This window comes from Bradyrhizobium sp. CCBAU 051011, assembly GCF_009930815.1.
Taxonomy (GTDB): Bacteria; Pseudomonadota; Alphaproteobacteria; order Rhizobiales; family Xanthobacteraceae; genus Bradyrhizobium.
Genome location: NZ_CP022222.1, coordinates 7,254,276 through 7,277,208, shown reverse-complemented (window position 1 = coordinate 7,277,208; position 22,933 = coordinate 7,254,276). Strand labels below are relative to the sequence as shown.

The 22,933-nt window shown below is 62.7% G+C and carries 24 protein-coding genes and 2 pseudogenes; 20 read left to right on the top strand and 6 right to left on the bottom strand.

The annotated features are described in order from the left end of the window. Position 1 precedes the first annotated feature (1 nt). Genes ACH79_RS34325 through ACH79_RS34310 form a run of 4 tightly spaced genes read left to right on the top strand, consistent with a single transcriptional unit; the run spans position 2 to position 3,226 of the window. Entirely contained in the window at positions 2 to 814 is an 813-nt protein-coding gene (locus tag ACH79_RS34325; protein ID WP_161854904.1) for a biotin--[acetyl-CoA-carboxylase] ligase, read from the top strand. Next, positions 814 to 2,484, top strand: coding sequence for a ribonuclease J (locus ACH79_RS34320; protein WP_161854903.1), 1,671 nt, complete (start codon positions 814 to 816; stop codon positions 2,482 to 2,484). Before ACH79_RS34325 ends, ACH79_RS34320 begins: the two co-directional genes overlap by 1 nt. A 55-nt stretch (positions 2,485 to 2,539) precedes the next feature. Then, positions 2,540 to 2,944 (top strand): methylmalonyl-CoA epimerase, encoded by a 405-nt coding sequence (gene mce / locus ACH79_RS34315; protein WP_161854902.1) that lies wholly within the window; start codon positions 2,540 to 2,542, stop codon positions 2,942 to 2,944. A 6-nt stretch (positions 2,945 to 2,950) separates the two neighbouring features. Beyond that, complete coding sequence (locus tag ACH79_RS34310; protein ID WP_065750677.1) at positions 2,951 to 3,226, top strand: DUF1467 family protein; 276 nt, start codon at positions 2,951 to 2,953, stop codon at positions 3,224 to 3,226. A 22-nt stretch (positions 3,227 to 3,248) separates the two neighbouring features. On the opposite strand, the gene ACH79_RS34305 is transcribed toward ACH79_RS34310, so the two are convergent. Further along, a complete protein-coding gene (locus tag ACH79_RS34305; protein WP_161856704.1) occupies positions 3,249 to 3,488 on the bottom strand; it encodes a PilZ domain-containing protein in 240 nt (79 codons plus the stop codon). Between the two features lie 525 nt (positions 3,489 to 4,013). On the opposite strand from ACH79_RS34305, the gene ACH79_RS34300 reads away from it, so the two are divergent. The 5 genes from ACH79_RS34300 to ACH79_RS34280 all read left to right on the top strand — a co-directional run bounded on the left by ACH79_RS34300 (position 4,014) and on the right by ACH79_RS34280 (position 7,249). Then, complete coding sequence (locus tag ACH79_RS34300; protein WP_161854901.1) at positions 4,014 to 4,367, top strand: hypothetical protein; 354 nt, start codon at positions 4,014 to 4,016, stop codon at positions 4,365 to 4,367. Positions 4,368 to 4,400: 33 nt separating this feature from the next. After that, on the top strand, positions 4,401 to 5,009 hold the full coding sequence (locus ACH79_RS34295; RefSeq protein ID WP_161854900.1) for a trans-aconitate 2-methyltransferase: 609 nt from the start codon (positions 4,401 to 4,403) through the stop codon (positions 5,007 to 5,009). A gap of 142 nt (positions 5,010 to 5,151) precedes the next feature. Then, positions 5,152 to 6,459, top strand: coding sequence for an S-methyl-5-thioribose kinase (gene mtnK, locus ACH79_RS34290; protein WP_161854899.1), 1,308 nt, complete (start codon positions 5,152 to 5,154; stop codon positions 6,457 to 6,459). A gap of 56 nt (positions 6,460 to 6,515) precedes the next feature. After that, positions 6,516 to 6,653: a hypothetical protein gene (locus ACH79_RS34285; protein WP_161854898.1), complete on the top strand. Its 138-nt coding sequence runs from the start codon at positions 6,516 to 6,518 to the stop codon at positions 6,651 to 6,653. A 116-nt stretch (positions 6,654 to 6,769) separates the two neighbouring features. Then, a complete protein-coding gene (locus tag ACH79_RS34280) occupies positions 6,770 to 7,249 on the top strand; it encodes a hypothetical protein (protein ID WP_161854897.1) in 480 nt (159 codons plus the stop codon). Between the two features lie 19 nt (positions 7,250 to 7,268). Here the strand turns inward: ACH79_RS34280 and ACH79_RS34275 are convergent, their stop codons facing one another. The 5 genes and pseudogenes from ACH79_RS34275 to ACH79_RS34255 all read right to left on the bottom strand — a co-directional run. Beyond that, positions 7,269 to 8,303: an ABC transporter permease gene (locus ACH79_RS34275; protein WP_161854896.1), complete on the bottom strand. Its 1,035-nt coding sequence runs from the start codon at positions 8,301 to 8,303 to the stop codon at positions 7,269 to 7,271. A 10-nt stretch (positions 8,304 to 8,313) separates the two neighbouring features. Next, on the bottom strand, positions 8,314 to 9,816 hold the full coding sequence (locus ACH79_RS34270; RefSeq protein WP_161854895.1) for a sugar ABC transporter ATP-binding protein: 1,503 nt from the start codon (positions 9,814 to 9,816) through the stop codon (positions 8,314 to 8,316). Between the two features lie 6 nt (positions 9,817 to 9,822). After that, positions 9,823 to 10,842 carry a sugar ABC transporter substrate-binding protein gene (locus tag ACH79_RS34265; protein ID WP_161854894.1) on the bottom strand — a complete coding sequence of 340 codons (1,020 nt, stop codon included), beginning with the start codon at positions 10,840 to 10,842 and terminating at the stop codon, positions 9,823 to 9,825. A gap of 153 nt (positions 10,843 to 10,995) precedes the next feature. Further along, positions 10,996 to 11,187: a globin gene (locus ACH79_RS34260; RefSeq protein ID WP_161854893.1), complete on the bottom strand. Its 192-nt coding sequence runs from the start codon at positions 11,185 to 11,187 to the stop codon at positions 10,996 to 10,998. Positions 11,188 to 11,253: 66 nt separating this feature from the next. Next, a pseudogene (locus tag ACH79_RS34255) lies at positions 11,254 to 11,507 on the bottom strand (globin); the annotation flags it as partial. Between the two features lie 463 nt (positions 11,508 to 11,970). Here ACH79_RS34255 and ACH79_RS34250 point away from each other — a divergent pair. The 11 genes and pseudogenes from ACH79_RS34250 (at position 11,971) to ACH79_RS34200 (ending at position 22,930) form a co-directional block, all read left to right on the top strand. Next, a complete protein-coding gene (locus ACH79_RS34250; protein WP_161854892.1) occupies positions 11,971 to 12,345 on the top strand; it encodes a DUF2946 domain-containing protein in 375 nt (124 codons plus the stop codon). A gap of 92 nt (positions 12,346 to 12,437) precedes the next feature. After that, positions 12,438 to 14,840: a TonB-dependent receptor gene (locus ACH79_RS34245; protein ID WP_161854891.1), complete on the top strand. Its 2,403-nt coding sequence runs from the start codon at positions 12,438 to 12,440 to the stop codon at positions 14,838 to 14,840. Positions 14,841 to 14,869: 29 nt separating this feature from the next. Then, on the top strand, positions 14,870 to 16,084 hold the full coding sequence (locus ACH79_RS34240; RefSeq protein ID WP_161854890.1) for a sialidase family protein: 1,215 nt from the start codon (positions 14,870 to 14,872) through the stop codon (positions 16,082 to 16,084). Further along, a complete protein-coding gene (locus tag ACH79_RS34235) occupies positions 16,081 to 16,581 on the top strand; it encodes a TlpA disulfide reductase family protein (protein WP_161854889.1) in 501 nt (166 codons plus the stop codon). Before ACH79_RS34240 ends, ACH79_RS34235 begins: the two co-directional genes overlap by 4 nt. A 49-nt stretch (positions 16,582 to 16,630) precedes the next feature. Then, on the top strand, positions 16,631 to 17,017 hold the full coding sequence (locus tag ACH79_RS34230; protein ID WP_161856703.1) for a DUF2946 domain-containing protein: 387 nt from the start codon (positions 16,631 to 16,633) through the stop codon (positions 17,015 to 17,017). A 92-nt stretch (positions 17,018 to 17,109) separates the two neighbouring features. Continuing rightward, a pseudogene (locus ACH79_RS34225) lies at positions 17,110 to 17,349 on the top strand (TonB-dependent receptor); the annotation flags it as partial. A gap of 42 nt (positions 17,350 to 17,391) precedes the next feature. Next, positions 17,392 to 17,901 carry a copper chaperone PCu(A)C gene (locus ACH79_RS34220; protein WP_161854887.1) on the top strand — a complete coding sequence of 170 codons (510 nt, stop codon included), beginning with the start codon at positions 17,392 to 17,394 and terminating at the stop codon, positions 17,899 to 17,901. 9 nt (positions 17,902 to 17,910) lie between these two features. Continuing rightward, complete coding sequence (locus tag ACH79_RS34215; RefSeq protein WP_161854886.1) at positions 17,911 to 18,435, top strand: YcnI family protein; 525 nt, start codon at positions 17,911 to 17,913, stop codon at positions 18,433 to 18,435. Between the two features lie 10 nt (positions 18,436 to 18,445). Then, positions 18,446 to 20,011: a copper resistance protein CopC gene (locus tag ACH79_RS34210; protein WP_161854885.1), complete on the top strand. Its 1,566-nt coding sequence runs from the start codon at positions 18,446 to 18,448 to the stop codon at positions 20,009 to 20,011. A gap of 250 nt (positions 20,012 to 20,261) precedes the next feature. Next, positions 20,262 to 21,581, top strand: a complete 1,320-nt coding sequence (gene proS, locus ACH79_RS34205; protein WP_161854884.1) for a proline--tRNA ligase — start codon at positions 20,262 to 20,264, stop codon at positions 21,579 to 21,581. An 80-nt stretch (positions 21,582 to 21,661) separates the two neighbouring features. Further along, positions 21,662 to 22,930: a lipoprotein-releasing ABC transporter permease subunit gene (locus ACH79_RS34200; protein WP_161854883.1), complete on the top strand. Its 1,269-nt coding sequence runs from the start codon at positions 21,662 to 21,664 to the stop codon at positions 22,928 to 22,930. Positions 22,931 to 22,933 lie beyond the last annotated feature (3 nt).

The window sequence follows — 22,933 nt, the reverse complement described above, 5'->3', positions numbered from 1 at the left end:
GATGACCTTCGCACTCGGTCCCAGGGCCTCATCGACGGGCTACGCTCTCGCCGCCTTCGACCGGATCGGTTCGACCAACGCCGAAGCCATGTCCCGAGCCCGCGATGGCGAGCGCGGCCCGATGTGGTTCGTGACAACGGAGCAGACGGCGGGCCGAGGCCGCCGGCAGCGCGCCTGGATCGCGCCGCGCGGCAGCCTCGCCAGCAGCATCCTCGAAATCATGGACGTCTCTCCCGGTGTCGCCGCCACGCTGGGTTTTGCCGCAGGGCTTTCGCTGGAAAGCGCGCTGCAGAAGCTCAGCATCGAAGCCAATTTGCGCCGCGCCGGCGCCGAGCCTCTGAGATACGCCCTGAAATGGCCCAATGACGTCATGGCGGACGGGCAGAAGCTCGCCGGCATCCTGCTGGAGGCCGAGGCTGTGGCCGGCAATCGCCTAGCCGTGGTAGTCGGTATCGGTACCAACGTCATTGCCGCGCCTGAGGGCACGCCGACGCCGGCGACCTCGCTGGCCGCGCTCGGCGTCAGCGTCAGCGCGGAGGAAGTGTTTACGGCACTGTCGGAGGCTTGGGCCGAGTTCCGCGGCATCTGGGACAATGGCCGTGGCTTTGCCGAAATTCGAAAACTGTGGCTGGAGCGCGCGTTCGGACTTGGCGAGCGGGTCGCGATCCAGACCGGAGCCGCGACGGTCGAAGGCGCGTTCGATACCATCGATGAAACCGGCTGCCTGATCGTCCGCACGGCCGAGGGCAAGCGTATTCCGATCGCCGCGGGCGAAGTCTATTTCGGCGCCGCGGCGTCTGTGGGAGCGGCCTGATGGCGCGGCCGGATGAACTGACCTTTGCGCCGCTCGGCGGTGTCGGCGAGATCGGCATGAACCTGTCGATCTATGGGCTCGGCAACCGCCACCAGCGCTCCTGGCTCGCGGTCGATCTCGGCGTCTCCTTCGGCGACGAGGAGCACCTGCCGGGCATCGATTTGATCATGCCTGACATCAGCTTCCTGGAGAAAGAGCGCAACAACCTGATGGGCCTGGTGCTGACGCACGCCCATGAGGATCATTTCGGCGCCATCATCGACCTCTGGCCGAAACTTCAATGCAAGGTCTATGCGACCAAATTCAGCGCCGCGCTGTTCGAGGCCAAATGCGCCGCCGAGCGCAATCCGCCCAAAATCCCGGTAACGGTGGTTCCGTCGGGTGGCCGGATCAATCTCGGGCCGTTCACCGTCGAATTCATCCCGGTCGCGCATTCAATCCCAGAGTCACATGCGCTGGCGATCCACACCTCCGCAGGTACCGTGCTGCACACCGGCGACTGGAAGATCGATCCGACGCCGATCATCGGCCTTCCGACCGATGAGCGGCGCCTGCGGGAGCTCGGCGATGCCGGTGTGCTGGCGCTGGTCGGCGATTCCACCAACGCGGTGCGGGACGGACGCTCGCCCTCGGAAACCGAGGTCGCCGCCACCATTGCCAAGCTGGTGATGGCCGCCAAGGGCCGCGTTGCCGTCACCACCTTCGCCTCCAACGTCGCGCGCCTCAAGGCGGTTGCGGACGCCGCCAAGGCCGCCGATCGCGAAGTGGTCGTGGTCGGCCGTGCCATGGAGCGCGTGGTGCAGGTGGCCCGCGAGACCGGCTATCTCGAAGGCGTGCAGAATTTCCGCGGCGCCGACTACTACGGCCATTTCCCGCCGGACAAGGTGCTGGCGCTGTGCACCGGCAGCCAGGGCGAGCCGCGGGCAGCGCTCGCCCGGATCGCCAATAACGACCATCCGCAGGTGACGCTAAACAAAGGCGACAGCGTGATCTTTTCCTCGCGCACCATCCCCGGCAACGAGAAGGCGGTGGGCGCCATCATCAACGGGCTGGTGGCGCAGGGGATCGAGGTCATCACCGACCGTACCGATCTCGTCCACGTCTCCGGCCATCCGCGCCGCGACGAGCTGCGCGACATGATCACCTGGGTGCGCCCGCAGATCCTGATCCCGGTCCATGGCGAGGCGCTGCATTTGTCTGAGCATGCCAAGCTCGCCCGCGCCGCCGCCGTGCCGAAGGTGCTGACCTGCCGCAATGGCGATCTGGTCAGGCTCGGCCCCGGCGACCCCGCTATTATCGACGAATTGCCGTCGGGCCGGATCTACAAGGACGGCGCGATCCTGGAGGATTCCAAATCCCGCGCCGTGGTGGAACGGCGGCGGATGGGGTTCGCCGGATGCGCCTTCGTGGCAATCGCCGTGACCGACAAGGGCGAGCTGGCCGACGATCCCGAGGTTGATCTCGTCGGCGTCCCCGAGAAGAATGCGGCTGGCGAGATCATCGACGAGATCGTGTTCGATACGGTGGTCACGACCGTCGAAGGCCTGCCGCGGGCGCGGCGGCGCGATCCGGACGCCACAGCGGAATCGGTCCGCCGCGCGGTGCGGGCGGTCATCAACGAGCAATGGGGCAAGAAGCCGATTTGCGTCGTTCATGTTCTGGTGGTTTGAGGTAGAAAGCGTCCGGGCGGCTGGCCGCCGGAAACGAAGTAGGGAGTAGGGCGTCATGCTGGGCCGGCTCAATCATGTGGCAATCGCGGTCAAGGATGCGGAAAAGGCTGCCAAAATCTATGGCGGCGCGTTCGGCGCCGAAATCTCCGGCGCGGTGCCGCTGCCGGAGCATGGCGTCATCACCGTGTTCGTGACGCTGCCCAACACCAAGATCGAATTCATCCAGCCGCTCGGTGACGCCTCGCCGATCGCCAAGTTCGTCGAGCGCAACGCCGACGGCGGCATCCATCACATCTGCTACGATGTGCCTGATATCATCGCCGCGCGCGACAAGCTGATCGCGGAGGGCGCGCGCGTGCTCGGCGACGGCGTGCCGAAGATCGGCGCCCATGGCAAGCCGGTGCTGTTCTTCCATCCGAAGGATTTCTCCGGCGCGCTCGTCGAAATCGAACAGGCCTGAGCTCTGATGGCCTACAGCATCTCAACCGCGCTTGCGATCTACTTCGTGCTCTGGTGGGTCGTGCTGTTCGTGACGCTGCCGTTCGGCGTCCGCAGCCAGCACGAGGACGGCGAGGGCGCGCCCGGCACCGACCCCGGCGCGCCGGTGATGGCGCGGATGGGCTGGAAGCTGCTCTGGACCACGCTGATCTCGGGCGTGGTGTTCGGCATCGGAATGTGGGCCTATCACCAGGGGCTTTTGAATATCGAGCGGCTGTCGAAGCTGATGGGTCTGCCGTTCTGATCCGGCGCGATCTGAAAAGGCGCTAGTCGAACGCGACGCCAATTCGTTTTTCGTTTCGCCAGGCAACCCGGCAGTAGCGACGCGTGTGAGTGCCCGAGATCACCAACCAGAAGCTATCGGGAATGCCGAGTTGGCTGGCAACTTCAATCGCGGCACCCGTATCAGATACGTTCCGGATGGTGCAGTCGATGACGCCGCCATTGAACTCGATCGATCCTGCCTTCAATACCCGGTGCCGGGGCGCCGCGCGATGGTTGTTCATGATCTGAAGCGGTTCAGGCGCCTTGGGCTTTTCTTCCTTCGCCGTTTGTTGCTGCAGCAGCCCTTGGGCGTGCCGCGTTGCGGTCTGGATGGTTTCGTCCGTTAGTGTGGGCCGGATTCTGGCCCAGGCGAGCCGGAAGCGGACCTGGCAGTCCTTGAAATTGATGGCGGGCCCCCGGTCATTGGGGGTCGGGGGAAGCCCATAGACCGTGCAGGCCCACCACCAGTGCGGGCCGTCCGCCTGCTTCATGATCCGTCCGACCGGGAAGCCGCGCCAGACCACCTCAAAGTCGTCGTCCTGGCGGGCGCCGCCAATGACGGTGGGCCGCAATGCAATCGTTTCCAGATCGTCAGTCGTCATCGGATGTCCCTGATCCGATCATGTAGGCCGGATGATACCGTTAGTCACATCCGGGCGATCGGGACAATAGCCCGCTGGCCGATTTCATTGGTAAATTCCGGCTCTGACAAATCCGGCTGGATCGGCTAGTTGTGCCGCCGGGTCAGTTCCACCTGGGGGAAATCAATGAATTTTCAGCGCATTTTATTATTGTTTGTTGTCCTGCTCGCCGCCGGCCTTGCCGGATCGTTCTACATGAACTGGAAAATCCTGGGGCAGCTTCGGACGGTGAAAGCCTTCGTTGAGAGCTCCGTCTTCGCCGATGCGGTCGCGGCCTGCGAGAGGGCGCAGAGCACGACCCCATTCAAATGGATCGATGGCAAGCGGACCGCAGTCATTGGCCTGACCTCCGTGAAGCTGAACAAGGACACGATCATCCCGAGCTACACGCTAGTCGCCGATAGCGTGTTTTGCGACTATGACCCGATCAAGAAAAAGGCCGATATCGGCTCGAACTTCCTGGAACGGGAAACATTCTAGGCGCTGGCGATTACGTGGTGCGTGAGTTCGCAAATGGCGTCGGAAGAAGCCGAAGGGATCATCGATCTGTACCAGCGCAAGGCACTGGATTGGATCGAGAGTCGGGCACGTACCAAACTTATTGAAAAGCCCTGGCTTGACCGTTTCCGGGCGCTGTTGCCGCCGGCGGGCCCGATCCTCGATCTCGGCTGCGGCGCCGGCGAGCCGATGGCTGCTTATCTGATTGGGCTTGGTCATCCCGTCACTGGCGTGGATTCCTCCTCGACCATGATCGAGGTTTGCCGAAAGCATTTTCCCAAGCAGGAATGGATCGTGGCCGATATGCGTCGGCTTGCCTTGCAGCGGCAATTCTCCGGAATCCTGGCGTGGGACAGTTTCTTTCATCTGTCTTACGACGATCAGCGCCGGATGTTTCCGCTGTTTCGCGAACACGCAGCGCCGAACGCGGCGCTGATGTTCACCAGCGGTCCCGTGCATGGCGAGGCAATCGGGAGTTTTGCAGGCGAGCCGCTGTTTCATGCGAGCCTCGCTCCCGCCGAATATCGTTCATTGCTCGATCAGAACGGGTTTCGCGTGGTGGCGTATATCGCCGAAGATCTCGACTGCGGCGGCCACACCATCTGGCTCGCGCAGCTCATTTGAGACGTTGGGACAACTGTGGACGGTGAACGCGCTGGCCGCCGGCAACGCCTTGCGGCTATGATCCAGCCAAGAAAGGCCGGATCAAGTTCCTGAAACGGGAGTGAACCGCAACTCCCGGCGCCGGCAACGGGGGGAGACCACGATGAGTTCACAGCGCCGATCATTGGCTGATCCGCGGGAGACCGAGTATCGAATTCTTCACGAGGCCGATCTGCGGGATTACCTCGCAGGACTTCCGGAGGTCGCCGGATGGCTCGGCGGCGCACCGGCCTCATGGTCGATCAGCGAAGTCGGCGACGGCAACCTCAACCTTGTGTTCATCGTCAAGGGGGCTGCGGGCGGCATCGCCGTAAAGCAGGCGCTGCCTTACGTCCGCCTCGTCGGCGAGAGCTGGCCGCTGCCGCTGTCGCGCTCGCACTACGAATATCTGGCGCTGACGCATCAGGCGCGGCTGGCGCCCGGTCTGGTGCCTGATGTGCTGCACCACAACGAGGGGGTGGCGCTTGTCGTCATGGAATTGCTCGAGCCGCATATCATTATGCGCAAGGGGCTGGTGGCCGGCACGCTCTATCCCCGCTTTGTCGGAGACATCACGACCTTTCTGGCGCGGACGCTGTTTTTCTCGTCCGATCTGGCGGTGACGGCCGCGCACAAGAAGGAGGGGATTGCCGCCTTCGCCGGCAACCATGCGCTCTGCAAGATCACCGAGGACCTGATCTTCACCGATCCCTACCGCCAGGCCGAGCAGAACCGCTGGACACAGCCGTGGCTTGATGCCACTGCCGCGGCTTTTCGAGAAGACCTCGACCTGCATATTGCGATATCGCGGCTCAAGCTCAAATTCATGGCCTCTCCGGAAGCCCTGATTCATGGCGACCTCCACACCGGCTCGATCATGGTGACGGAAAGCGCAACCATGGTGATCGATCCTGAATTTGCGTTCTATGGACCGATGGGCTTCGACGTCGGCGCGGTCATCGCCAATCTCCTGATGGCTTACCTGGCGTCCGCCGGTCACGAACGCGCGGTGGGCGAACGGCGGCTGTTCGAGGCCTGGGTGCTGGAAACGATCGAAGACGTCTGGAACGAGTTCGCCCGCGAGTTCCTCGAACTCTGGCGCACGGAAGGCCATGGCGACGCCTATCCGCGAACGCTGTTTCCCGGCGAGGCAGGAGCTGCGCGTCTGGAGGCCGAGCGGCAGGCCTACATGGCGCGGCTGTTCCGCGACACCGTCGGCTTCTCGGCCGCGAAAATCATCCGCCGCATTCTGGGACTGGCCCACAACATCGATTTCGAACTGATCGAAGACCCGAAGCGGCGGGCGATCTCCGAGGCGCGCAGCCTGCGGCTGGCGCGGGCGATGATGGTGGATGCGGCTTCATTTCCAACGATCGGCGCCGTGACAAAAGCGGCGCGCGAGATTCTCGACTGGCAGCCGGATTTCGGTTGATGCCCCCCGCGGGGACGGTTGCTCTAAGTGGGGGTCCGCTCGCGCAAGCGCTGCGCATGGACGTTGATGATAGCCGCCAGCAGGATCATACCGCCGATCAAATCTTCAAGCCTGAAACGCGCGCAAATAGCCACGACGGCAAGCGTTCGATGGTTCCAGAATTAACCGCCAGCGCGGACATCAAGGTTAACTAACAAGCTTACTCAAGGGATTTGGTTTGCTCGCTTCCACAGGCAAGCTAACCGTCGAAGCTGCATTTTTCGAGACAGTTGTTGTCTCTGCTCACATTTTTCATTCAGGGAGCATTCCCATGGTACGGGTAGCAAAACCGCCGATTCTCGATGCGATCGATCTTGAGCGCGAGATTGAAAAAGAGTTTCGCAAATTTCCGCCCCACGAATCCGGGCCGACCGAATTCGCGCCGCCCTCCGTGCGCGCTCCGGATTTGGGGATGCCGGATTATGTGGAGCACAACGATGGGGCCACGGAGATCGGCAGGCTGTCGGCGGAAGCCGTCGTTCGCGAATACGAAGCTGCGGCAAAGGACATCGAGGCCCTGGGCGTTGAACTCATGGAACAGGCCAGGCAGTGCGAGGCCATGACTCGCGAGGCGCTCGTGGTGACCGAAGAACTGAAGGAAACCGCGGCGCGCTACCGCGCGGAGGCCAAACGCGTCTTCGTTCAAATTGAGAGCTGTTCTTTGTTGACGGCGGAAGTCCGCAAGATCTGCGAGGAAATGAAGGAAAAGATCGCAGCTCCGGCCATGGCCGAAGCCAAAGCCGGGGAGTAAAGCGAGCGACACCGCAGTCCTATTCGGCGGTCCTCTCCCGCAGCCGCTGCGCATAGACGTTGATGATGAGCGCCGCCAGCAGGATCAGGCCGCGGATCAAAATCTTCAGAAAACTGTCGATGTTGACGTGGTCGAGGCCGTTGTTGAGGACGCCGAGCACGAACAGGCCGACGATGGTGTTGCCGATGCCGCCGCGGCCGCCAAAGAGACTGGTGCCGCCGACCACGACGGCGGCGATCGAGTCCAGCAAATAAGTGTCGAACTCGTTCTGCTGCGCGCTGCCGAAATGCGCGACGCCGAGCATGCCGCCGATGCCGGCGCAGACGGCTGAAATCACCATCACGCTGCCGAGGATGAGCTTGACGTTGAGGCCGGAATATTCGGCGGCCTCGCGGTTTCCGCCAACCATGTAGACGTAGCGGCCGAAGCGGGTGTAGGTCAGCACCAGATGACCGCCGAGCAGCATCAGCGCTGCCACGATCACGATCCAGGGAATGCCGCCGATCGATGTCGATCCGAGCGTGGTAACCAGCGGCGGCACCTTGTAGGCGATCTGGCCGCGCACGAGTAGCGCCGAGATGCCGGCCGCGATCTGCATCATTGCCAGCGTCATGATGAAGGAGGGGATGCCGATGACCGTCAACCCGAACGCGTTGACGAGGCCGAGCAGGGCGCAGAGCGCCAGCGCCAACAAGATCGCGGCCCACCCCGGCATCGGGACGTTGGCGATGTTGACGTAGGATTCCTGCAGCGTGAAATAGGCAACTGCGATGCCGGTGACGTTGGCGATCGCGGCGATCGAGAGGTCGATCTCGGCGCAGAGGATTACGAAGGTGAGGCCGACGGCGATGATGCCGGTAACCGAAATCTGCGTCAGGATGTTGCCGAAATTGTCGAGCGTCGCAAAAGAGGGGCTTGCGACCGCGAAGAACGAAAACAGGCAGATCAGCGTCAGGAACGGCGCGATGTTGCGCATCTGGGAGCGCAGTATCGCGGCGAGCCGGTGCGGGCGTTTGCGATCTGCCGCGACTGTCACGCTGTCACCGGTCGTCATGTCGCTCTCCTCATGCCGCCTCGAGCAGGCGGTCCTTGCTGATCCGTTCGTTGGAAAACTCCCGCACCACCGCGCCGCGCTTGAGCACGATGACGCGGTCGGCGAGCGACAGCACCGTCTCCGGCTCGGTGGATAGCACGATGACGGCGAGCCCTTTGGCGCGCAGATCCCTGACGATGTGGATGACGTCGTCCTTGGCGCCGACGTCCATGCCGCGGGTCGGCTCGCACAGCACGAGCAGCCGCGGCGGGTAGCTCAGCCATTTCGCCAGCGCCACCTTCTGCTGATTGCCGCCGGACAGCATGCCGAGATCGAGCTCCACCGCCGCCGGGCGGATCCGCAACTGGTCGACCTGCCGCGTGGCGATCTCGCGCTCACGCGACGGCTTGAGCAGCAGGGATGAAATCCGGTCGAGGACGCTGATCGAGATATTCTTGTAGACCGGCTCCTGGTGGAACAGCATGTCGCGCCGGCTCTCGGGCACGAAGGCGATCCCGGCGCGCCGCGCATCGGCCGTGCTGCGAAAGCTCTTTTGGTCGCCTGCCACCGTCAGCGAGCCCTGATCGGGTCTGAGTTTGCCGAACAGGATTCGCGCCAGTTCGAGCTGGCCGCATCCCATAAAACCGTAGATGCCGAGCACTTCGCCGGCGCGGACGTCGAACGAAACATCGCGCAGGCTGCGGGAGAGCGAGAGCCCGTTCGCGTTCAGCACGACCGGCCTTTCGGCGGCCGGCGGCAGCATAATGTCGTGCGTATAGGTCTCCTCCAGCGCCTCGCGGCCCTTGCCGATCATCGCCTCGATCAGGGCGGACTTGCTGGTCTGGGCGGCCCTGGTTTCCGCGACCTTCCTGCCGTTGCGGAACACGGTCACGACATCGGAGACGCGCAAGATGTCCTCGATGAAATGCGAAATGAAGACGATGCTGGTGCCTTCGTCCCGCAACCGCTTCAGCGTCGCGAACAGCCGCTCCACTTCCGGCGGCGATAGCGCCGAGGTCGGTTCGTCCAGGATGATGATGCGCGCGCCCGAGAACAGCACGCGGGCGATCTCGATCAGTTGCTGCAACCCGATCGGCAGGTCGCCGAGCCGTGACATCGGGTCGACGTCGATGCCGAACCGCTTGAGTTGCTCGCCGGCTTCGCGCGCCATGCGCCGCCATTGCACGAAGCCGAGGCGGTTGGTCGGCTGGTTGCCGAGAAAGACGTTCTCGGCCACCGACAGGTCGGGCGCCACGCTGAGTTCCTGATGCACCATGGCGATACCCGCAGCATGGGCGTCGCGCACCGACCGGAATCGGGTTTCCTTTCCGTCCAGGATGAAGCGGCCGGAAAAATCCGCATGCACGCCGGCGATGATCTTCATCAGCGTGCTTTTGCCTGCACCGTTCTCGCCGACGAGACCGTGGATCTCGCCGGCGGTCAGCGCGAAATCGACACCACGAAGGGCTTCGACGCCGCCGAAGGCCTTCGTGATCTCTTGCAGTTCGAGGATGGGCTGTTGTCCCGCGGGCATGCTGGTTCAGATCAGGAAGTGGTCCTCCATCCATTGCATGCCGGCGGCGTTGGCCTTGGTCACGACCGGTCCGTCCGTGATGACGTGCTTCGGAATGCCCTGTCCGCTCTTCTCGCCTCCAGTCACCGCGGCGACACCGGCGACGATGGCGCCGCCATGGATACGGCAGGAGGGATTGCGCACGGTCGCGAACATACGGCCTTCGCTCACCGCCTGGATCGCCGGCGGCATGGCGTCGACGCCGCCGATCAGGATGTTGGTGCGGTTGCGCGCCTTCATGATGTTGTAGGCGGCCAGCGCCATGTCGTCATTGTGGAAGAAGGCCGCGTCGATCTGCGGGTGCTTCGTCAGGTAGGTCTCCCATAGCCGAGCTGTCTTCGAGACGTCCCAATCGGCGGGCTGGGTGTCGAGCACCTCGATGTTCGGGAACTGCTTGACGACGGACTCAAAACCCTTGGCGCGGCCCTGTGCGCCGGTATGGCCGAGCGCGCCTTGCGTCATGATGATCTTGCCCTTGCCGCCCATGGCGTTGCAGAGCGCCTGGGTTACCGACGCGCCCATGAATTCATTGTCGGGCGCCAGGAACGAATGCACCTTGATCTGGTCGAGCGGCGCGATCAGCGTGTCCATGTCGATCACGGGAATGCCGGCGTCGATCATCTTCTGCACCGGCTGGGTCAGCGTGCCGATGCCGAATGCCTGGATGGCGACAAAATCCCATTTCTGCGAGGCCATATTGTCGATCGCGGCGCGCTGCTTGACGGCGTCGAGCTGGCCGTCGAACCAGGTGACCTCGACGTTGAACAGCTTGCCCCACCATTCCGCCGCCTGCTTGCCCTGGGCGCACCAGGTCGCCTGCAGGCCGGCGTTGGAGAACGCCGCCTTCAGCGGTTTCTCCGAGCGTGTGGCTGCCGCCAGCGCCGGGTTTATGCCCAGCCCCCCGAGCAGGGCGGTCGCTGCGCCAGCCGCGCCGGCCGCCTGAAGAAGATCGCGTCTGGTCGTTGCGGATTTGTCAGTTCCGGACATCGTTTGCTCCCTCGTTTTGTCTTTGTTATCGCCGTCGGCGTCGACTGCACGCACCGCGGATCGAGGCAGTCTTTCACACTCGGCGCGGTTCCGCCACCGGATGACTTGATCGTCCGTATCAATGAGATCAGGGAAACTTTGGTGCTCGTCGCTTCACTGCGCTGCAACGAGACTTTCGATGTCGCCGAGCAATGTCCGCCACGCCGCGTCGATGTCATCAGACCATTCCGGCCCGATGACCTCACGCAGCGTCTGCGCGACGATGCCGAAGAACGCGACGAACAATTCGCGGGACGTGCCAGCGCATGATCCGCCAAAGTGTGCACGGTTTGGCGACAAGATCATGCGCCGATTCAAAAGAATAGCGCGCGATCGGACGCAAAACCGGCTTCCACTTTTGCTGTTCGCGCGCGGGCGTCGTGCGAGGAGACTTCCGATGTGATCAGGCTGAAAAGGCCGGTGCGTTCGCCGGCAAAGTCCAGGATGGCGTCGATCGTCATCGCGAGCATCGAACCCTTGACGAGTTCGCTGCCCTCGGTACGGAACATCGTCTGCGCTTCTGGATGCGCCTCGAACAGGCGGCGATAGACCAGCGGCGTGAGATCCGCGCAGCGCTCGGCGGCGAGTTCAAAGCTTCGCTCGATCGGATTTGACGATGCCGTCATTATTGTTTGCGATCGTCTCGAAAAAAAAGAGCAGGGCTCGGAGCCCTGCTCAAAAATTGTGTCGACCCTTAATTTCCTCGAAAATTTAGATTTGATCTTGATTGTCGAGGCGACGCTGCTTGTGCGCGTCAGGGCTCCTCCCGAGACTTGGACCACCAAGCTTTGCCTCTCGGCCAGCCTGAGGTTGAATTGGTAGACCATCTTTTTCGTCTTGTCACCATTTTCGGCAACGTTTGTTCAAAATTCCAGCACTCTGCGAAATGATTGGGAAATTGCTACCGTTGGTTGTTGGTTTAGCTACAATACGCCCGAGGCTTGGTATCGGGGTAGGGCGCCCTTCAAATGCTGCAAAAGGCATCGCTTTTCGCCAGCTTTACTCCTTGAAGCTGCAACATAGTTCCGGGAACTTCGTCTCGACTTCGGACTCCTGAGATGATTAAGGTCTGAAGCGGATAGGTTTGCGATGCGTCGGCGGCTGAAGAATTTTCTGCCAATAGTCCTGATTGCGCTACTGGTGCAGATTTTTGCACCGGTCGGCGCATGCTGGGCGGCCAGCATCGCGGCCTCCGATCCGCTCACCGGCGCCGTGATCTGCCATGGCAATGGTGCGCCCGGTGCCGGGCAGTCCGATCAGGCCAATCACCGCGCCCACGACGGATGCTGTTCGGTCTGCAGTGTGCTGCAGACCGGCGCCCCGATCGACACGCCAGAGATTGCCGACATCGTTACTGTCGATCGCCAGCCCGAGCGCGTGGTCTGGATCGAATTCACGCCTGACCGGTTCGCCTCCCGCGCCGGCTCGCACGCGCAGGCGCGCGCGCCACCCTCCGTTTCCTGACCTCCATCCCTGTCGAGATTGGTGCGGCCTTCGGCCGTCACGGTTGATTCACATGAGCAGCCCGGCAGAAGGCCGGCGTCAGGATCGTTCCCATGTTTCGTTATCGTGCCCTTGCCGGGGTGAGCACGCTTGCATTGTGCAGCGTCTCGCTGGCGTTTCCCTCGGCAACACAGGCGCAGACGGCCAGTCAAAGCCTGCCGGCCGTGACGGTCCACGCGCCGCGGACCGCCGCGGCCAGGCCTACGGCCCGCAAGCCGGCGGCTCGTTCCGCCGCCAGGACGCAGGCGCGGCAGCCGCTGGCCATCGCGCCAACGGCTTCCTCCCTGACTGCCGGTATCACGCCAAGCGTGGCGCGCGCGCTGCTGTACCAGGCGCCGGCCGGCCAGACCCAGACCACGATCGATCGCAGCCAGTTCGACAACCGGCCGGCATTCTCAGTGGCCGACGTGCTGCGCGAGAGCCCGGGCATTTCGGTGAAGCAGGGCAACGGGCCCCGCGATATCGGCATCTCGATCCGCGGTTCAAATGCCCGCAACGGCTTTGGCATCCGCAATCTCGTGATCTTCGATGACGGTTTTCCGGTCACGCAACCGGACGGGCTTTCCCGCAGCGACCTGATCGATCCCAAGGCCTATGGCGCGATTGACGTCATCCGCGGGCCGTCGTCGGCGCTCTTTGGCAACTATGCCACCGGTGGCGCGCTCAATTTCCGCACCCGGCCGGGCCGTACCATCGACGGGGTCGAATACGGCGTCGAAGGCGGCAGCTTCGGCTATCTCAACAATTACCTCGCCGCAGGCAAGAAGGTCGGCAATTTCGAGTACTCGCTGTTTACGAGCGACGCGCGCGGCGATGGGTTTATCCAGAACAGCTGGTTCAATACCCAGACCGTGAATTTTCTCGGCACCCTGCACGCGACGCCCGACGACCGTTTCACGGTCAAGTTCATCAACAACAATCTCGATACAAGGCTGCCGGTTAGGCTGTCGCTCAATCAATACTACCAAAACCCATTCCAGCAGGGCTGCGAGATGGCCGGCGTCGCCGGCTGCGGAACCGTCTCCCTCTTCAACAACGGCTTCAACGGGACGAGAACGCCGCTCACCGCCATACAGGCCGGCCTCGGCCGCGAGGATCGCCGCACCATCGTCGGCGGACGGTGGGAGCACGATTTCGACAATACGACCACCTGGCGCAACCAGTTCGTGTTCGACGATCGCAACATCAATCAGCCGACGGGAACAACCAGCGCGATCGGTGACTTCCCGTCCTACAATTACATGAGTGACGTGACCAAGCGCGGCGAAATCCTCGGCATGGAATCGACGACGTATTTCGGCGCGTTCTACAACACGCTGACGGCATCGAGCGATACGCGCAACGTGATGCCGGGCGGCAATGCGAAGCTTGGTCTGTTGCAAAGCAATACCTGGAGTTCCACCACGAACTACGGTGTCCGCGCGCGCGAAGAGCTCAAGCTCGCTCCCAATCTGACTGCAATTGCCGGCATCGGATGGGAAACCACGCTTTTGAAGGGGATCAATACATCCTACGCCTACAACACGCCCAACGTCCCGACGGCGACGCCGAGACTAGTGTCCGCCGACAGGCAATTCCAGAACACCGCGCCGGAACTGGCGCTGCTCTACAAGCTGAATCCGGAGTGGCTGCTTCGCGCGCGCGTTGCCACTGGATACGGCACGCCACAGGTCGGCAACCTCTTCGTCGATTCCACGGGCGCCAGCGGCAACAACACGCAACTGAAAGCGCAAAAGAACCTTGGCTATGATCTCGGCTTCGACTGGACGCCGAACAGCGCGCTGAAGTTCAGCGTGACCGGCTTCTACGAGTTCTTCAGGGACGAACTCGTGACTCAGGCAACGCCTGCTGGTGCACCCAATGCAAGCTTCACCTTCAACGCGCCCAAGTCGGAGCATCGCGGGGTGGAGTTGGCCGCTGACTGGAAGTTCTATCCCGGCTGGCGTTTCACGGCGGCGTATACCTATCTCGATCAATACTACACTGAATATACGGAAACTCTCAGGAGCCCCGGCGCAGGTGGAGCGGCCTTCAACTTCAATCGCGCGGGCAACAAGATTCCCGGCGTATCAGCGCACGAGCTGACGGCGCGGCTTGGCTATGACCAAATGTGGGGCCCCTTGGCAGGCCTTGGTGCGTTTGTCGAAGTGCAGTGGAAAGACGCGTTCTATATGGACAACGCCAATCTGCTGAAGGCGCCCGGTTACGAATTGGTCAATCTCAACGTGCACTACAAGACGGACCTCCAGTCCGACTACTTCAAGTCACTGAATGTCTACTTTGAAGTTAGAAACGTGTTCGACCGCACGTATGTAGCTTCGGCCAACAATATCGCGAATACGGTGCAAGCAACGGGCATTCCGGACGGTGCGATCGCATTGGCAGGTACGACCGGCTCGATCTACGCGGGATCGCCGCGCGCGTTCATGGCCGGAATGAAACTGGCGTTCAAATGACTGGACAGCCCTGCAGGAGGAATAAAGCCATGCTGCGAATGAGCCTGCTCGCGACGCTCGCTTTCTCGCTTTGCCACACGGCGGCGAATGCGCAGATGAGCCATCACCACCATGCCTCGGAAGCGGCATGCGAGGAGACAGCGCTGCGCTGCGCGTCGAAAGTCGCACCGGCCTTTGCGCAAGACGGAACGCTGTGGCTCGCCTTCATGGCGGGCGGCCACATCTCGGTGGCTAGTTCGAAGGATGAAGGGCGCAGCTTTTCAACGCCGGTTCAGGTGACACGCGAAGAGCTCACGCTCGATTGGGGGCCGGACGCGCGCCCCCAGATCGTTGTCGAGAAGAACGGCGGCATTGCGCTGGCGTTTTCGCACTTCAGGGACAAGGCTTTTAATGGCCAGGTGCTGACCACCAGGTCGGCCGATGGCGGCCAAAACTTTGCCGAGTCGCAGCCGATCACAGCGAGTAACGAGAGCCAGCGCTTTGTAGCGCTCGGTCTTGATGCTGATGGTTCGGTGTTTGCGGCCTGGATCGACAAGCGCAACCGGGTGCCTGCGCAACAGGAGGGCAAGAAGTACGAGGGGGCAGGGCTGTTCTTCGCCTCGTCGAAGGACGGTGGCGCGACCTATTCCGAGACGCGGCTGGCAAGCGACAACACCTGCGAATGCTGCCGCATTGGTCTCGCCTTCGCAGGCCCCGGCCGTCCCGTGGTGGTATTCAGGAACATCTTCGAGGGTGGGGTACGGGATCACGCGATCATGACATTTGGCGACCCGGCGACGCCAGGCGAGGTTCGCCGCGTCAGCAACGACGAGTGGCAGATCGCCGCGTGCCCGCATCATGGTCCCAGTCTTTCCATCTCGTCCGCGGGCACTTACCACGCGACCTGGTACACCAATGGCAAGGCCCGCAAGGGGCTGTTCTATGCCCGCTCGCAAGACGAGGGCCGCACATTCTCCGATCCGCTTCCGCTCGGCCGCGCCGACCGCAATCCAACGCGGCCATATGTTCTTGCCGGCCCGCACGCCACCACCATGGTCTGGAAGGAGTTCGACGGTGAGAAGACCGCGGTCAGCGCGATGACCTCGCATGACGAGGGCAAGAGCTGGTCGAAGCCGGTCACGATCGCCACGACGACTGATACCTCCGACCATCCGCTGCTGGTCAGCAACGGACAAAAGACCTTTCTTTCCTGGATGACCAAGGCCGACGGCTATCGCCTTCTGCCGATCGGAGACGGATCATGAAGCGCCTCCTGCTCGCCGTTATTTTCCTCATTGCCTGTCTGAGCGCCGCGCCGGGAGCGGAGACGCCGTCCGAGCTCAAGCCGTTCGTGCGCGGAAGCTGGCAGGAAATTCTGCGCTCGCACGCCGGGCGTCCGACACTGGTGCATTTCTGGGGCGTCACCTGCGGCCCGTGCAAGGTCGAACTGCCGCTGCTCGGGCAATTCATGAAGGCCCATTCCGAGGTCGACGTCGTGATGATCAGCGCCGATCTCGTCCCGAATTTGGCCGGCGCAACCCGGGCGATGCTGCAGAAGTCGGGGCTCGCGTCGGCGGAAAATTGGATTTTCAGCGACGGCTTTGTCGAACGTCTCCGGTTCGAGATCGACCCAGCCTGGCAGGGCGATATCCCGCGCACGCTGTTGATCGGGCGGGACGGAGCCGTCACCACGATCGAGGGATCGGCGGAAATACCCGACCTCGAAAAATGGTCGGCTCAGCAAAAAGCAGCAATGAGATGAGAAACTTGCATAAGTGGTGGCACGGCTATTCGGGCGCTTTGGGGTGAACATGCGACGGCGGCTGGAAGTCTTCATTCCGATCGTACTGCTCTCGATCATGGTGCAATTGCTCGCGCCGATCGGAGCGTTTCGCGCCGTCGCCCATGCCGTCTCCGATCCGCTCTATATGGCGACGATCTGTTCCGGCATGGCGTCCTCGCAGGACGCCTCAAAGACAAACTCGGCCACGCCGCAACACGGCGCCAATTGCTGCGGGTTCTGCAGCGTCAGCCACGGCGGCGCCGTTGCGATCGATCCGCCTCCGTTGATCTTTGTCGTCCTGCAGCGGCAGTACCAGCTCATCACATGGCTGGAAGCCACAGATCATATGCCGCCGGTGCGCGTCAGCTCGCACGCGCAGGCGCGCGCGCCACCGGCAATTCCTGACCTCACTTGACCTCCGTCAAATGGCGCGGCCCGCGGTCGTGCCAGTGCGTTCAGTTGAGCCAGGATCATCCATGTTTAGATTCTCCCCATCCGTCGGAGCTGCCGCAGTCGTATTTCGTCGACAACGCCAACACGCAGAAGACGGAAGCCTATGCGCTTCTCGGGCTGAAGGCCGGCTTCGATAATGGCGGGCCGGTTTCGGCCTATGTCGAAGGGCGCAATCTTCTGAACAAGGCCTATATTGCCAGCACCAGCATCATCAACCAGGCGACCCCCACATCGCCATTATTTGAACCCGGCAACGGCCGGGCGGTCTATGCGGGGATAAAGTACAGATGGTAAGTGCGTCCCCGGTCCCAAGCACAAACGGAATCGATATCGATCATGAAGAACATTGCACACACGCTTGCTTGCTGCGCCGCCATGCTGGCACTGGTCGGATCGTCCGCACACGCGGGCGACGCTACCGTCGGTGACATCGTCATCACGCAGGCCTGGAGCCGCGCGACGCCGAGCGGCGCGAAGGTCGCCGGCGGCTATCTCACCATCGAAAACAAGGGCACGGCGCCGGACCGGCTGGTTGGCGCCGCCGGCGATATTGCCGGCAAGCTCGAAGTTCACGAGATGGCCATGAACAACGGCGTCATGACCATGCGGGAGCTCGACAAGGGGTTGCCGATCGAGCCCGGCAAGACCGTCAAGCTCGCACCGGGCGGCCACCATCTGATGCTGATGGACCTCAAACAGCCGCTCAAGGAGGGCGACAAGGTTCCGGTCACGCTTCAATTCGAGAAGGCGGGCAAGGTGACGCTGTCGCTCGACGTGCAGAGCGTCGGCGCCAAGGGTCCCGCGGGCGCAGCGCCGTCGGGGCACGATCATTCGGGCAAGAAGTAGGAGACACTGATGTTGAAAGGCGCTTTGATCGTCGTCACGCTGGCAGCGTTATCGGCGGCTCCCGCGTTGGCGCATGTCACGCTCGAAAGACGGCAGGCGCCGGTCGGCTCGTACTACAAGGCGGTGTTCGCCGTGCCGCACGGCTGCGCGGGATCGGCGACCGTCAAGCTGCGGGTGCAGGTTCCGGAAGGGGTGATCGGCATCAAGCCGATGCCCAAGCCGGGCTGGACCGTCGAGACGGTCAAAGGCAAGTACGCCACCGAGTATGAGTTTCACGGCGGGAAAATATCCGAAGGCGTCAAGGAAGTGGTGTGGAGCGGCGGCAAGCTCGCCGACGACAATTTCGATGAGTTCGTCTTTTCCAGCTACCTCACGGCGAGCCTGAAGCCGGATACCACGCTGTATTTCCCTGTGGTGCAGGAATGCGAGCAGGGCGTCAGCCGCTGGATCGATACTCCGGCTGGAGGCAATACAGGTAATGGGCACGACAGCAAGACGCCGGCGCCGGGCATCAAGCTGATTGCGAAGCCGTAAAGCAATCCCGATGGCGCGCGTGCTTGTTAGCCTTGCCGCGCTGCTGTCCGCTCTCTGCGTTGCGAGCGCCGCGTGGGCCCATGCGACGCTCGTCTCTTCGGAACCGACCGACGGCAGCGTGCTGGCGCAGCCGCCGAAGATGGTGCAGTTGCACTTCAACGAGGGCGTCACGCCGGCCGTAGTCGGCCTGATCGATGCCGGCGGCAAGGCGCGCGACGTCGCCACGCGCGCGGTCGGCCAATCGGTCCTGATCGTTCTGCCCGACGACCTGCCGCAGGGCACGCAGATCGTCAGCTACCGCGTGGTCTCGCAGGACGGCCATCCCGTAGCGGGATCGCTGGTGTTCTCGATCGGCGCGGTGACTGGCGCTGCGCCGCCGGCGAAGGCCGGGCCGCTTCCGGTGTTGATCTGGCTCGCACGGATCGGGGTCTACCTCGGCCTGTTCGTCGGTGTCGGCGGCGCGTTCTTTGCGGCGTGGATCGGACAGGGCCCGGGCGGATCGACGGTCAGCCGCGGCGCGCTTGCCATAGGTCTTCTCAGTGCGGTGGCCTCGCTTGGCCTGCAAGGGCTCGATCTCCTCAACCTGCCGCTTGGCGGCATCGTGACGTCGGCGCCGTGGACGAGCGCGTTCGCGACCTCGCTTGGACCGTCGCTGTTGATTGCGATCGCGGGGATGGCCGTCGCCTGGCTTTCCTGGCGAAGTCCGAGCATCCTGATTTCATGGGTCCTGACCACGCTCGCTATCGTGGGCGTCGGACTGTCGCTGGGGGCGAGCGGACATGCGGCTACGGCATCGCCGCAATGGCTGACACGGCCGTCGCTGTTCCTGCACGGCGTCGCCGCGGCGTACTGGATCGGCGCGCTGGCGCCGCTGGCGGCTATGGCGCATCGGCGTAATGACGATCTGCCGCGCGTGCTCAAGCAGTTCTCGGCCATCGCGATTGTGATGGTCGGGCTGTTGGTGCTGAGCGGACTGGTACTGTCGGTCGTCCAGCTCGGAAGCGTTGGTGCGCTGATCGAGACTCAGTACGGCATCATTCTCTCGATCAAGCTGGCGCTGGTGATCCTGTTGCTTGGCTTGGCGGCCCTGAACCGGTTTCTCTTTACGCCTGCGGTCGTTGCGGACTACGAGAACACCCGCCCGCTACTGCGGTCGATCCTCATCGAATGCGTGCTCGCCGTTTGCATCCTTGCCGTGGTCGCCGGCTGGCGCTTCACGCCGCCGCCGCGCGCAACCGTTGCTCCTGTTGCCGCGCCGCTCTCGGTCCATATCCACACTGATGCAGCAATGTTTCAGGTGCTGGTTTCGCCGGGCAAGGTCGGTGCGAACGACTTCGTGCTGCAATTGATGACGGGCGACGCCGCGCTACTGCCGGCCAAGGAGGCGACGCTGATCCTGAGCTTGCCGGACCGCGGCATCGAGCCGATGGAGCGGCGTGCGGTGCTCGGTTCGGACGGCTACTGGCACGTGCGCGGCGTCGCGTTGCCGGTACCCGGCCGATGGCGGATGCAGATCGAGGCGCTAATCACCGACTTCCAGAAGATCACGCTGCAGGATGAGTTGGAGGTGAGGTGACACCGGACGTGTGGGATGGGTAGAGCGCAGCGAAACCCCATCATCGCGAGAACCCGGTGTTTCCGGCATTGATGGGTATCGCTGCGCTCCACCCATCCCACGAACTGCGAAACTAATAATTCACCGCCAAAACGGCCTACAAATCCTCGTTTTCAGAGGCTTTTTAGCCGTTTCCGGCCTTGTCTTTTCGCAGCCGATCCGCTTTCACTGCACCTTCTTTCGGTAGCCCACTGATTCCTCGAGTTGACCCATGCGATTGTCGCGGTTTTTTCTGCCCATCCTGAAAGAGAATCCGAAAGAGGCGGAGATCGTCTCGCATCGGCTGATGCTGCGCGCTGGGATGATGCGGCAGGAAGCGGCCGGCATTTATGCCTGGTTGCCGCTCGGATTTCGGGTGCTGAAGAAGATCGAGCAGATCGTGCGCGAGGAACAGGACCGCGCCGGCGCGCTGGAACTGTTGATGCCGACGCTGCAGCTTGCCGACCTCTGGCGCGAGAGCGGCCGCTACGATGCCTACGGCCCGGAGATGCTGCGCATCGCCGACCGCCACAAGCGCGAATTGCTGTACGGGCCGACCAATGAGGAAATGATCACGGAGATATTCCGCGCCTACGTCAAATCCTACAGGAACCTGCCGCTCAATCTCTATCACATCCAGTGGAAGTTCCGTGACGAGCAGCGCCCGCGCTTCGGCGTGATGCGCGGCCGCGAATTCCTGATGAAGGACGCCTATTCCTTCGACATCGACGAGGCGGCGGCGCGCCGCGCCTATAACAAGATGTTCGTCGCCTATTTGCGCACCTTCGCGCGGATGGGATTGAAAGCGATCCCGATGCGCGCCGAGACTGGGCCGATCGGCGGCGACCTCAGCCACGAGTTCATCGTGCTGGCGGAGACCGGCGAATCCGGCGTGTTCTGCAACAGCGATGTGCTCAACCTGCCGATTCCACCGGACGATGTCGATTATGACGGCGATCTGACGCCGATCATCAAGCAGTGGACGTCGGTCTATGCGGCAACCGAGGACGTTCACGATGCCGCGCGCTACGAAAGCGAAGTGCCGGCCGACAAGCGCGTCAACACGCGTGGCATCGAGGTCGGCCAGATCTTCTATTTCGGCACCAAATATTCCGACGCGATGAAGGCGCTGGTCGCCGGCCCCGACGGCGTCGACGTGCCGATCCATGGCGGTTCCTACGGGGTCGGCGTCTCGCGCCTGGTCGGCGCCATCATCGAGGCCTGCCATGACGATGCCGGCATCAAATGGCCGGACGCCGTGGCGCCGTTCACGGCCGTGATCCTGAACCTGAAGCAGGGCGATGCTGCCGTCGATGGCGCCTGCGAGAAACTCTATCGCGAGCTTCAGGCCAAGGGCGTCGATGTGCTTTATGACGATACCGACCAACGCGCCGGCGCGAAATTCGCCGCCGCTGACTTGATCGGCATCCCCTGGCAAATTCTGGTAGGTCCCAAGGGCCTCGCCGAGGGCAAGCTCGAGATCAAGCGGCGCAGCGACGGCTCGCGCGAGAATCTCAGCCCGGCCGATGTGGTGGCGAAGATCGCGGGATAAGATATCCACCGCGACGGTAATGTTGGTCAATAAGGCCACATTTGGCCCGAATCATGGGATTATCGAGTAATGGTGAGACCATGAGCGATACAGCCCGAACCAAGCCTTTTGCGCCCTTCGAATGGCTGTTGTCCGGGCGTTACCTGCGCGCGCGCCGCAGGGAAGGTTTCATTTCCGTCATCGCCGGCTTTTCGTTCCTCGGCATCATGCTCGGCGTCGCCACGCTGATCATCGTGATGGCCGTCATGAACGGCTTTCGCAAGGAACTCCTGGACAAGATCCTCGGGCTGAACGGCCATCTTCTGGTGCAGCCGTTGGAATCGCCCCTGACCGATTGGAAGGATGTCGCCGAGCGTATCAGCCAGCTCGAGGGCATTCGTCTTGCCGCGCCGGTCGTGGACGGCCAGGCGTTGGCGTCTTCCGCCTTCAACGCCGCCGGCGTGCTGGTGCGCGGTATGCGATCTGCGGACCTCAACAAGCTCACCTCGATCGCCAAGAACATCAAGCAGGGCACGCTGGAGGGGTTTGACGAGGGGCAGGGCGTGACCATCGGACGACGGCTCGCCGATCAATTGTCGCTGCATGCCGGCGACACCATTACGCTGGTCGCGCCCAAGGGCGCGGTGACGCCGATGGGAACCACGCCGCGCATCAAGCCTTACAAGGTGGCGGCCGTGTTCGAGATCGGCATGTCGGAGTATGACGCCAGCTTCGTGTTCATGCCGCTGCCGGAGTCGCAGGCCTATTTCAACCGCAAGGACGACGTGACCGCGATCGAGGTATTCACCACCAATCCCGACCGCATCGACGCCTTCCGCAAGAGCGTGACGGAGGCCGCCGGGCGGCCGGTGTTCCTGGTCGACTGGCGGCAGCGCAACTCGACCTTCTTCAACGCGCTTCAGGTCGAGCGCAACGTGATGTTCTTGATCCTGACCATGATCGTGCTGGTTGCCGCGCTCAACATCGTTTCCGGCCTGATCATGCTGGTCAAGGACAAGGGGCAGGACATCGCGATCCTGCGCACCATGGGTGCCTCGCAGGGCTCGATCATGCGGATCTTCCTGATCACGGGCGCCGCGATTGGCGTGGTCGGCACGCTGACCGGGTTCTTCGTCGGCATGCTGATCTGCCTGAACATCGAATCCATCAGGCAGTTCCTGTCCTGGATGACAAACACCGAATTGTTCTCGCCGGAACTCTATTTCCTCTCGCGCCTGCCGGCCGAGATCGATTTCGGCGAAACCACCGCGGTCGTCATCATGGCGCTGACGCTGTCGTTCCTGGCGACGCTCTATCCGTCGTGGCGCGCCGCGCGGCTCGATCCCGTCGACGCTCTCCGGTACGAGTGAGGG